Below are 11306 nucleotides of genomic sequence, written 5' to 3' on the forward strand. Positions count from 1 at the left end.
AAAGTAAGTGCACTTTTCCCGCTTCGAGGCGTCAAGTTTTTCTCATTACATATGGCCATTTTTCTCATTACATATGGCCGCCCACACATCACCCCTGCCTTCGCAGGCCGCGACTTTTTTTCTTGACAAATAGAACATTTGTTCTATGCTGCAAAATATAGAACGTATGTTCTACTTACAGGGGAGATGCCTTATGGAAAACCTATCCAGCAAGCAATCGCGGGTATTGAGATTCCTCATGGACTTCAATGCAAAGTACGGGTTTCCGCCAACCATCAGGGAGCTTTGCGATCACTTTGGCTTTAAATCTCTCAATACCGCCCATTTTCACCTGCGGTCCCTGAAAAAGAAGGGCTATATCCACATTCATCCGGGAAAGGGGCGAGGGATTACCCTGCCCGAAGCACGGCGGCTGCCTGAGAGAAAAATTCCGGTTGTGGGCCGGATTGCAGCAGGCTTGCCTATTTTAGCCCTTGAAAACATCGAAGACTTTTTGGGTATTGATAAGGGCTTTTTTTGCACTGAAAAAAGCTTTGCCGTTCAAGTAAAGGGAGACTCCATGGTGGATGCCCATATTCAAGACGGAGATTATGTCATTATTAGGATACAGAATCAGGCCCAAAACGGGGATATCGTAGCCGCCCTTATTGATGACGAGGTGACCCTGAAATATTTTTACCGGCGCAAGCGCCAGATCAGACTGGAATCGGCCAATCCCAAATACCCTCCCCTGATCTTCAACAAGGGGGATACCCGCTCTTTTAGAATCCTCGGGGTGATGGCGGGACTGGTAAGAAAAAGGCAATAAACTATGTTTACCCATTTACATATCCACAGCGCTTTTTCCTTTCTTTACGGGACCTTTACGCCTGAAGCTCTCGTGCAGCGGGCAAAGGAGATAGGATTTGATGCAATTGGCCTTACGGACAAAAACGGCTTCTATGGGGCTGTCCGATTTTACAAGGCCGCCATATCCAAGGCCATGCATCCTGTTATCGGATCAGAGATTACGCTGCCAGACGAAACGTCTCTGATATTGTTGGCTGTATCCTTTGAGGGGTATAAAAATCTCTGCCGCATCTTATCCAAAATATATTCAGAAAGCCCAAAAGGCAAACCTTCCTGCCCCCTGCATCACTTTACGCGCTTTGCCCAGGATCTCATCTGCCTGACCGGAGGAAGAGACGGGAGGTTGCACAAACTTATTTCTACGAGAAACTTAAACCAGGCCCAGTCTTGGCTTGAAACGCTAAAACGTATCTTCGGCCCTGACCGCCTTTTTGTTGAAATCCAGAATCATGGCCTTAAAGACGACCAGACTCTCATGAAGGCCTCAGCAAGGCTGGCCAAACAGGTAGGCCTTGCCCTGGTAGCGAGCAATGATGTGGCTTTCTTAGAGAAAGAAGATGTCCAAATCCATCAAAGACTCATAGGGATCCAGCAGACAGTTCATCACAGAAACATCCGCGGGGTCCCTAATGATCAGTTTTATCTAAAAACAGAAAATGAGATGCAGGCTGCAATCCCATACGGTGAAGCCCTGAAAAATGCCGCAAACATTGCCAAAAGCTGTCAACTGGAACTTCCCATAAACCGGATTCACCCCCCGTGTTATCCCCTTCCAGAAGGTGATTCTCCGGATAATTTACTTGCAAGGTATTGTTTTTCCTCCCTGGCGGCAACATACAAACTCGTCACTTACCAGGCCATTATGGGCCTAGAACGGGAACTCGACCTTGTGCGCCAAAAGCGACTTTCCGGCTATTTTCTCCTGGTCAAGGATGTGCGGGATTTTGCCAGAGCAAGAGGGATTCGCTGCACGGTGCGGGGATCAGCAGCCGGGTCCCTGATAACCTATTTGCTCCTGGGTGGCGTGGACCCGCTGGAACATGACCTTTTGTTTGAAAGGTTCTTAAATGAAAGCCGTTCAGATATGCCTGATGTGGATCTTGACTTTGACTCCGTAAGAAGGGACGAGGTGATCGCCTATGTGATGGAAAAATACGCGGGCCAGACCGCCATGGTTGCCACCATACCCACATTCAGGGCCCGCGGGGCCATACGTAAGCTTGGAAGGACCTTTGGATATTCTTATGAAAAAATCAAACGATTGACTACATTTTTGCCATATTATTTGAAAAGTTCGCACATTGAAGAAGCCTCCCATGCCCTTGCCGAACTGAAAGATACCCCCCTTAAAGAAGAGACTGATCTCCTCAGAGTGGCTGCCAAAATCTCAGGGCTCCCCTATCAACTCTCAGTTCACCTGGGTGGCGTGGTCATCGCACCCGGGGAATTGGCCTCATGGGTTCCCGTAGAGATGTCCCGCAAAGGCTTTCCAGTGGCACAGTATGACAAGGACGATGTGGAGGCCCTTGGCCTCGTAAAACTTGATCTTTTAGGGCTCCGCATGCACACGGCTATCCAAAAAGCCCTCGATCTCCTTGGGAAACAAGGCATCCCTTTGGATCTTGACGGTATTTCCTTAGATGATGAAAAGACCTTTCGCCTCTTGAGGACCACAGAGACGGTGGGGGTCTTTCAAGTGGAATCCCCTGGGCAGCGCCAGCTCCTAGGAAGGCTCCAGCCAAAGAAATTCTCAGATATTATTGCCGAGATTTCCCTGTTTAGGCCTGGTCCCATGAAGGGAGACATGGTGACGCCCTATGTAGAGAGACGAAATCACAAAGAGCCGGTGCATTACCCTCACCAGGACCTTGAGCCAATCCTTCACGAAACTTACGGCGTTGTGCTGTTTCAGGAACAGGTCTTAAAGATTGCCCACCGCATAGCAGGATTCTCCTTGGCCGAGGCAGACCAATTGCGCAGGACCATGACCAAAAATCGCTCAGCCGCCCAGATGGAAAAAATCAAGGCATCCTTTATCCTGGGAGCTATAAGCCGGGGTTATAGCTTTAAGGCGTCTGAGGAAATCTTTGCCATGGTGGCAGGCTTTGCCGGCTATGGCTTTTGCAAGGCCCATGCAGCCTCCTTTGCCCACCTTACGTACCAGAGTGCTTTTCTCAAGGCCCATTATCCCCTTGAATTCTACCTGGGGCTCCTCAATGCAGGCCATGTGGGCTCTTATCCGAAAAGTGTTATCTTAAACGAGGCAAAAAGAAGGGGGTTTGAGGCGCTCTCCCCCCACGTCAACTATAGCCGCGAGAATTATACAGCAGAAAACGGCGGTATCCGAATCGGGCTTTTAGCCCTAAACGGAATTGGGCCACAATTCTGCGAGCGAATCTTAAGGGAACGAAATCTTGGGTCCTTTGCCAGCATCAGGGAGTTTTGCCAACGAGTCAATCTTCCCCGGGAAATCATCTTGAGGCTTTCCCTGGCAGGGGCATTCCTGGGACTGCCGTTGAAATAAAGGAAACGTGCCTGTGGATAGAAAGAGCCTTGATCTTTTTTTAACAGAGTCTGATCTGATGCCAGTCTCTGCCTCTACACACATTATGGCCCCTTTTAGGGAGGATCTTAAAAGGTGTGGATTTATCCAAAGCGCTGCCTTAAAGTGGAAATCTCATGGAAGCAGGATAAAGACCGCTGGTCGTGTCATCATCATCCACACGCCACCGACCAGAAGCGGAAAACGCATTATGTTTTTGACCCTTGAGGATGAAGAAGGGCTCTTTGATCTGACCGTATTTGAAGATGTCCATGCCCGATATGCAAAAAACATCCTGGCCAGTTCGGCGCTCCTGGTAGAGGGCGTGCTGAACCGTTTTGGGTTAAGGGGTGTATCAATAGTAGCCAGGCGCTTTTGGACCCTGAAGGAATTTTACGAAAGGCTTAAAGATGAAAAGGATAAGGATTGGCACGGCCTCCTGGACCGACAAAACCCTGATAAAAAGCGGGAGCTTCTACCCGAGGCAAGTAACTACCGCGGAAGGCCGGCTTAGATTTTACGCCGACCATTTTGACACCGTGGAAGTCGACTCTTCCTACTATGCGTTGCCCGCCGAGAGAAATGCAGTCCTTTGGGCCGAGCGGACACCACCCGGTTTTGTCTTTCACATCAAGGCCTACTCTATGCTCACGGGCCATCCCACTCTGGTAAAAAGTATCCCGAAGGTGTTGCAAGCAGAGCTTCCAAAACCGATCCTGGCCAGGACCCAGGCCAAAGAATTTCCAAAGGAGATTGTGGAGGCCGCCTTTGACATGTTTTCATCGGCCTTGGGCCCCTTGAAAAAGGCCGGAAAGCTCGGGTGCCTCCTTTTTCAATTCCCCCCTTGGTTCCTGCCGTCCGCTGAGGCATATGCCCGGATGGAACTCGTCAGGGAAAAGCTCCCCGACCATCATCTGGCAGTAGAATTTCGCAACTGGCGCTGGATTATCACCCCGGAAAAAGAGAGATCTTTAAAATTTTTAAAAAAACATGCCTTCTCCTATGTAGTCATAGATGCCCCCTGGATTAAGGGTTGGGAGGGACCTCCGGCAGTCACGGCGCCTATTGCTTACATCCGCCTCCATGGTCGAAACCGCGAGAACTGGTTCAAGAAGGGGATAGATACCGTGGAGCGTTACAGATATCTTTACAACGAAGAAGAGCTGAAGAAGTGGGCTGAAAAAGTAAAGGGATCGAGCAATCAAGCTGATCAAACCTTTGTTCTTTTCAACAATTGCTATAAAAACTACGGCATCAAGAATGCCAAAACCCTTGAACAATTGCTTCAAGAGTCCGAAATACAATTGAGAAGAAGCATAAACCAATCAAAATATGAATGAACAGCCAGACAAAACAACCGAGGATTCTCACACAGAAACAAAAAAGGACTTGACCAATGATGGCTAAGTCCTTGATATTAAATGGTGCGCCCAGCCAGATTCGAACTGGCGGCCTACGGATTCGTAGTCCGGCGCTCTATCCACTGAGCTATGGGCGCATTTGTTGTATGCTTTTTATAGTGTCTTTGCACGACTCTGTCAAGGTGATTGCCCAGGTGAGGCCAGCATTTGGCTTGAGGAGCAGCTTTCGGCCTTGAGATTTAAAGCAGAATATTTTTTCGCCTTTGCCTCGAGCGAAACGACCCTCCAACCTCCAACATCAATGGGAAACAGGAGACCCGATGATCGGTTACGGTGCGTAACAGTGCAAAATGCGATATCAATGGACAGCCACTTTATGCAGCAGGCGATCTTTGAGGCACGACAGGCTGCCCTTGAAAATGAGGTCCCTGTGGGCGCGGTTCTGGTTGCACCGGATGGTATGGTGCTCGCCGAAGCCCGTAACCAAACGACCAGGTTATGTGATCCAACAGCCCATGCGGAGATTTTGGCATTACGGTCGGCTGCTCAGGCTGTTGGAAACTATCGCCTCTTGGAGACCACCCTTTACGTGACAATCGAACCTTGCATTATGTGCATGGGAGCTCTGCTGCACGCAAGAGTTGCAAGGATCGTCTATGGCGCCAAAGATCCCAAATGGGGGGGCGCCGGCTCCTGTTATGATCTTGCTGCCGACCCTCGCTTTAATCATGTCATTGATGTCCAAGGAGGGGTTCTTGAAAAAGAATGCAGGGAATTGATCCAGGCCTTTTTCCGGCACAAACGCTTGCAAAAGGGGAGCAATGTTGACAACCAGAGGCTCCTTTGATACTGAAACATATAGTCTAATAGAAGAAACAAAAATAAATCACCATTTGCTGTGCGGAGCTGATAATGTCTAATATTGTGGTCATTGGTACCCAGTGGGGAGATGAGGGAAAGGGAAAAGTTGTTGATGTTCTAGCCGAGAAAGCCCGCATTGTAGTCCGGTTTCAGGGAGGAAACAATGCCGGCCACACCATGGTTGTTGCTGGAGAGTCTTTTATCAGTCACCTGATACCCTCCGGAATACTTCACCCGGACAAGATATGCGTAATCGGAAACGGGGTGGTGGTGGACCCGGACGTCTTGATTCAAGAAATCCAGGATCTGCAAGCCCGTGGCATTTCCGTAGGACCCGACAACCTCCTGGTCAGCGAAAATGCTCATTTGATCATGCCCTATCATAAGCTGATAGATCACGGCAGAGAAAAGCTGAAGGGAGCCCAGAAACTGGGTACAACCGGCCGCGGAATAGGGCCTTGTTATGAGGACAAAGTAACACGACGAGGTATCCGCTTTTGTGATCTGATTGATCAGGATGTTTTTGAGGAAAAACTAAATAATATCCTGGACGAAAAGAATTTCTACTTAAAAGAGTTCCTCAAATCTGAAACCATTGAACAGGCATCCATTCTGCGGAAATATCTCCCTTACGCAGATGTCCTTCGTCCCCACGTGACCAACGTCTCGATGGTCATTAGTCAAGCATTCAAAGCCGGAGACAATGTCCTCTTTGAAGGGGCTCAGGGTACCCATCTCGATATTGACCACGGAACCTACCCTTTCGTGACCTCATCCAACACGGTTGCCGGAAATGCGTGCTGCGGCGCCGGCATTGGCCCTACCCAGATCCATGCTGTCATTGGCATAGTAAAGGCTTACACGACTCGCGTGGGAGCTGGTCCTTTTCCCACGGAGCTTCATGACAAAACAGGCGAGTTCATTCAAGAGAAAGGAGTCGAGTTTGGCGCCACCACGGGAAGGCGGAGAAGATGCGGATGGCTCGATACGGTGATGGTCCGCAATTCTGCTCGCTTAAACAGTCTCACAGGTCTTGCTATAACAAAACTCGATGTTCTGAGCGGCCTTGAGACCCTCAAGATCTGCATGGCCTATCAACATGAGAAACATCGACTCCACGAGTTCCCCGCCTCTTTAAAGGCGCTCGACCTGTGCAAACCCGTCTTCGAGGAGATGCCAGGATGGTCTGAGGATATCACAGGAATTCAAAACATCGATGAGTTGCCCGAGAACGCCAGGGCCTATCTCAAGCGGTTGGAAGAACTGGTGGAAACCCCGATTCAAATGGTTTCCGTCGGCCCCGGACGCCAACAGACCATAGTCATTGAAAATCCTTTTGATGGCCGCTAATGAGATGGTCGACTACGAGAGACTCGGGAGCCCCTGTCCACGTAAATATTGACAATTTCAGAGAAGTGGCCTAAAGATTAGTATTAAGTCGGGACGTGGCTCAGCCTGGTAGAGCACAGCGTTCGGGACGCTGGGGTCGCTGGTTCAAATCCAGTCGTCCCGACCAAGTAAAATCAATAGGTTAGCCGCTCTTTCGAGAGCGGCTTTTTTCTTTATTTTGGTAATGTATTACCAGTCATTTTCGGGGGATTTCCAGGGGCGGGAGTTTGTTGATCGTTTTGCGATGGAGCCTTAAGTCGGCAAAAGTTTACCAATGTTTTGGGGCGGCTGTCATGCAGCTCGTGAGGCCTTATCAATATCAATAATCTTTTTCCCTTCAATGTAGTCCTTTGTTTCATAGCTGGCGATCTTTTGCAGTTTCTTGGTAATCCGGGCCATCCTCTCAATCTTATCCATGATACGCTCTATGTGGTTGTGCAGCGGATTTTCCTCTAACAAGTCATTGAGTGAACGTTCGCAACATGCGAATAGTACTTGCATTGGTTGGCTGAATTCATGGCAGATGGCACCGGCCATTTCTTGGACTCCTTGCAACCTTTCTCTCTGGAACCGCTCCCGCTCCAAGAGCTTCAGTTGAACCACTTTTTTTTCTAAGCTCTTAACCTGCCCTTCCAATTCTTTATATGTTGGCCTCTTGCTCACTGCAAATTCCCTTTACAAGATGGAGACTGCAGGAATTGTGCCAAAATGCTGCAAAGACGTAACACTGTATAATTCCAAATAATACAAGAGACATGTCGAGACACACGGAGAGGTAAGCTTGAGGCAAGCTGCTCTAGATGGTCCTGTTTTGTCAAAGTTTTGACTCTTGGTAAAAATCTGAGCCCAGAGGACGCGACTCTGGTTATCCCCAAAAAAGGCCCCTGACGCCAGTAAAAACCAGGGGCCTTTGAAAGGAAGGTGGCTACGACAAGTCTCCCACCCAAGGTTATTGTATGAAAACATCGTGCCAAAACAGCAAATTGAGGCTATTCACCTTGTTTCTAGGCAGTTAGCCACAATCACACAAAAAACGAAGCCTTCGTTGTTGGTAATAAATGTCACAAATTGAGAAAAGAAATGCCACACCCTAAAGCAATTTTATCTTGACAATGGGAATCACAACGTAGTAATTTAATTATTGTCGAATTCAGGAGCCGAAGCTCCTATTATATTGTATTCGGGAGCTAAAGCGCCCGCCATCTTTTCAGAAGTTTCTAACATTTAACACCACTTAAGGCCTAAAATCGAGCCACGAAGGTTCAGGTCAGCAGAAATGACCAGCCTTTGTGGCTTTTTTTTTGGGGGGGAAAAAGGAGGAAATTATGAAAAAGGGTACTGTGTTTGCTACGTTGTCGGTATTAACTCTCATTATGGCAGGTCCGGCTTTGGCTCATTACGGGATGGTCATACCCTCTGACCAGATGGTGATGCAAGGAGAAAACACCAATATCAAAGTGGACCTCATGTTCTGGCATCCGTTTGAAGGCCATGGCATGGAACTGGTGAAACCTGCCAAGTTCGGCGTGTTGGCCAATGGTACTGAGAAAAAGCTGCTTGGTTCTCTCAAATCCACCAAGACAGAAGGCCATCAAACATGGACCACTACATACAAAATCAAGCGCCCCGGAGTTTATGTGTTTTATATGGAGCCTAAACCCTACTGGGAGCCGGCAGAGGACTGCTACATTATCCATTACACCAAAGCCGTGGTAACTGCCTTTGGCGATGATGAGGGTTGGGACGAGGAGATCGGACTCAAGACAGAGATTGTCCCCCTGTCCAAACCTTTCGGACTGTACGCCGGTAATGTTTTCCAGGGGATCGTAAAGCTGGACGGAAAACCTGTACCATATGCCGAGGTTGAGGTTGAGTACTACAATGAGGATGGCAAACACACTGCGCCGACCGACTATATGGTGACCCAAACCGTAAAGGCGGATGGCAATGGTGTTTTTACCTATGCCACCCCAAAGGCCGGTTGGTGGGGTTTTGCCGCTCTGAACACCTCCGATGTCACGAAAAAATACCAGGGCGTGGAAAAGGATATCGAACTTGGAGCCGTGCTCTGGGTCAAGTTTCACGACATGAAATAAACTATGCATATCTCAGAAGGGGTGCTGTCCCCAAGTGTACTCATAGCGGGAGCGGCTCTAACAGCTACAGGTGTTGCTATTGGCCTGAGAGGCCTTGATCATGAAGAGATTCCTTCTACGGGGATACTCTCCGCCGCTTTTTTTGTGGCCTCTCTGGTGCACGTTCCTATTGGCCCTTCTTCAGTCCACCTGGTCCTTAATGGCCTGTTGGGTTTGATTCTTGGCTGGAAGGCCTTTCCCGCTATCCTGGTCGGTCTTGCACTCCAGGCCCTCCTTTTTCAGTTTGGCGGCATCACATCGCTTGGTGTAAACACACTGAATATGGCCCTTCCTGCCGTCATATGCTACTATTTGTTTGCATGGGGTGTGAAGAAGGGCGCCAGGCAGCTCGTATTTACTGTTACGGCCTTTGCGTGCGGCGCTTGTGCTGTTTTGATCAGCGGCGTGCTCGTGGGCTTTTCCCTGTATCTCACTGGCGAGGCTTTCCTGCCTGCAGCCAAACTGGTGGTTGCTGCTCACATACCTGTTATGCTCATTGAGGGGGGCTTGACAACCGCTTGTGCCCTCTTTCTCAGGAACGTAAAACCGGAATTGCTGGAGGGACAGTATGTGCCGGAATCGTCATAGTTCTCACACAGCCGGCGCCAGCCGCCGGATTGTCTATTTTCTCTTAGTACTGGCATCGCTGGTTTTATGCGCTATGCCTGCCTGGGCCCACAAGGTTATGATCTTTGCCTGGGTGGAAGGAGATACGGTTTACACGCAGAGCAAGTTCAGCGGAGGCAAGAAGGCCAGGAATTCCACGGTAGTCGTTTACGACAAGCAAGGAAACCAACTCCTGGAAGGAAAAACCGATGAAAAAGGTGAGTTTTCCTTCAAGCTACCCAAAAAGACCGGCCTCAGGATTGTCTTGAAGGCTTCCATGGGCCATATGGCGGAGTGGACTATACCGGCCGAGGAGATTGCGGCAGTCGATGATGAAGCCAAAGGCAACTCTTCTGAAATTGCCGTTGGAGTCGCAACCAAAGATGCCGCCATTTCGACGGACCCCGAGAGGAGCATCGAACTGCCTGGAGTCACTGCTGTCGGCTTGAACCGACAGCAGGTCAAGGCCCTCATCGATGCCTCCCTCGACAGGAAGCTTGCGCCTATCCAAAAAATGCTCACAGACTCCCTCGATCATGGCCCCACGCTGACCGAGGTGATAGGTGGCATAGGCTATATCTTCGGTCTCGTTGGAGTGGCGATGTATTTTTCAAGCAGACGAAAAAAGGGTAGCGCCATCAGATAAGCAGAAGTATTATCTATATTCGGAAGCAGGCCGTACACACAGGAAAGCCGCCTAGGGATTCAACCCTGAGCGGCTTTCCTGTCTGTACCTTATGCAATTCTTACTATTTTCTAAGCACCCTATTCCTGCAAAGGCCTGCTATGCCAATCAAGCTGGTTCCAAGCAAGAGCATGGCGCCTGGTTCGGAAAACGGCGCGAGGACCCGGCTCCCCCCTATGACAACCGCCATGGCGGCCGGGGTGAGAAAGAATACTGACAGCAACAAGGCCATGGCACAAATTCTCATCAACTTCTTCATCCCTTCCATTCTCCTCGCTTTTTCCCTTTCCCTGTGAGTTATCGTTTTAAATCGCTGTGATAGTTGACCGCCCCAACTCCTTTTTCTGTTATTTTGACTGAAGGGAGAAATCTTGTAATGTCGTGATGATACGCTATACCGGATAAGATTTCTCACCCCGCCCACCAGCGGGGTTCGAAATGACAAAGGGTGTGAACTGTAACAAATTATCTACCCTCTTTTGAAAAACCTCTTCCGCCCAAAACCAGCAAAGCAAACAAGGCCGGTACCAAGTAGAAGCATGGTGGCTGGTTCGGGGACGGGGGCTGCGCCTTCGATCACATCGTTTGCGCAGGTCATGGTCCAGTGGAAACCCAGTTCCTCGAGACTCCAAGGGAGTCCTGTAATGTCAATATCGAACGAATAGGAACCACCTAAGTATCCGTTCACAGTTCCTGACCGTGCAGCTACTAAACCATTCGGATCTACGAACACCTCTTGACCATTTCAGTAGATCCAGCCGCTTGATGGCATTGCCTTTTCGGAAAGCACAATATTGCTATCAGTAATTGCATACAAAGAAGCGGTGCTCACATCAAAAGCGTACTCCCACTTTTCACCCGTCAAATGATTGTCTGAA

Annotated in this window: 12 protein-coding genes and 2 tRNA genes; 10 read left to right on the top strand and 4 right to left on the bottom strand. The window is 49.3% G+C overall.

Annotated elements, in window-relative coordinates:
* Positions 1-193: 193 nt before the first annotated feature.
* Genes lexA through JW883_06240 form a run of 4 tightly spaced genes read left to right on the top strand, consistent with a single transcriptional unit; the run spans position 194 to position 4731 of the window.
* The gene (gene lexA, locus JW883_06225; GenBank protein MBN1841864.1) at positions 194-808 is read left to right on the top strand and encodes a transcriptional repressor LexA; all 615 of its coding nucleotides are present in this window, start codon (positions 194-196) and stop codon (positions 806-808) included.
* 3 nt (positions 809-811) lie between these two features.
* Positions 812-3373: a DNA polymerase III subunit alpha gene (locus tag JW883_06230; protein MBN1841865.1), complete on the top strand. Its 2562-nt coding sequence runs from the start codon at positions 812-814 to the stop codon at positions 3371-3373.
* Positions 3374-3386: 13 nt separating this feature from the next.
* Positions 3387-3905, top strand: coding sequence for a hypothetical protein (locus JW883_06235; protein MBN1841866.1), 519 nt, complete (start codon positions 3387-3389; stop codon positions 3903-3905).
* Positions 3802-4731: a DUF72 domain-containing protein gene (locus tag JW883_06240; GenBank protein ID MBN1841867.1), complete on the top strand. Its 930-nt coding sequence runs from the start codon at positions 3802-3804 to the stop codon at positions 4729-4731. The genes JW883_06235 and JW883_06240 overlap by 104 nt, the downstream gene beginning before the upstream one ends.
* A gap of 82 nt (positions 4732-4813) precedes the next feature.
* Here the strand turns inward: JW883_06240 and JW883_06245 are convergent.
* Positions 4814-4889, bottom strand: a tRNA-Arg gene (locus JW883_06245).
* 164 nt (positions 4890-5053) lie between these two features.
* On the opposite strand from JW883_06245, the gene tadA reads away from it, so the two are divergent.
* The 3 genes from tadA to JW883_06260 all read left to right on the top strand — a co-directional run bounded on the left by tadA (position 5054) and on the right by JW883_06260 (position 7129).
* Positions 5054-5599: a tRNA adenosine(34) deaminase TadA gene (gene tadA, locus JW883_06250; GenBank protein ID MBN1841868.1), complete on the top strand. Its 546-nt coding sequence runs from the start codon at positions 5054-5056 to the stop codon at positions 5597-5599.
* Between the two features lie 65 nt (positions 5600-5664).
* Entirely contained in the window at positions 5665-6963 is a 1299-nt protein-coding gene (locus tag JW883_06255) for an adenylosuccinate synthase (GenBank protein MBN1841869.1), read from the top strand.
* 89 nt (positions 6964-7052) lie between these two features.
* A tRNA-Pro gene (locus tag JW883_06260) sits at positions 7053-7129 on the top strand.
* A 164-nt stretch (positions 7130-7293) separates the two neighbouring features.
* Here JW883_06260 and JW883_06265 read toward each other — a convergent pair.
* Positions 7294-7665: a hypothetical protein gene (locus tag JW883_06265; protein ID MBN1841870.1), complete on the bottom strand. Its 372-nt coding sequence runs from the start codon at positions 7663-7665 to the stop codon at positions 7294-7296.
* A 662-nt stretch (positions 7666-8327) separates the two neighbouring features.
* Here JW883_06265 and JW883_06270 point away from each other — a divergent pair.
* From JW883_06270 to JW883_06280, 3 genes are read left to right on the top strand one after another with little or no spacing between them, the layout of a single operon-like run.
* Positions 8328-9098 (top strand): DUF4198 domain-containing protein, encoded by a 771-nt coding sequence (locus JW883_06270; GenBank protein MBN1841871.1) that lies wholly within the window; start codon positions 8328-8330, stop codon positions 9096-9098.
* A 3-nt stretch (positions 9099-9101) separates the two neighbouring features.
* Positions 9102-9725 (top strand): cobalt transporter CbiM, encoded by a 624-nt coding sequence (gene cbiM / locus JW883_06275; GenBank protein ID MBN1841872.1) that lies wholly within the window; start codon positions 9102-9104, stop codon positions 9723-9725.
* Between the two features lie 28 nt (positions 9726-9753).
* On the top strand, positions 9754-10389 hold the full coding sequence (locus JW883_06280; GenBank protein MBN1841873.1) for a hypothetical protein: 636 nt from the start codon (positions 9754-9756) through the stop codon (positions 10387-10389).
* Positions 10390-10492: 103 nt separating this feature from the next.
* Here JW883_06280 and JW883_06285 read toward each other — a convergent pair whose 3' ends face one another.
* Complete coding sequence (locus JW883_06285) at positions 10493-10687, bottom strand: hypothetical protein (protein ID MBN1841874.1); 195 nt, start codon at positions 10685-10687, stop codon at positions 10493-10495.
* A gap of 210 nt (positions 10688-10897) precedes the next feature.
* Positions 10898-11116 (bottom strand): PEP-CTERM sorting domain-containing protein, encoded by a 219-nt coding sequence (locus tag JW883_06290; GenBank protein ID MBN1841875.1) that lies wholly within the window; start codon positions 11114-11116, stop codon positions 10898-10900.
* Positions 11117-11306 lie beyond the last annotated feature (190 nt).

Source organism: Deltaproteobacteria bacterium, assembly GCA_016930875.1.
In the GTDB taxonomy this organism is placed as follows: Bacteria; Desulfobacterota; Desulfobacteria; order Desulfobacterales.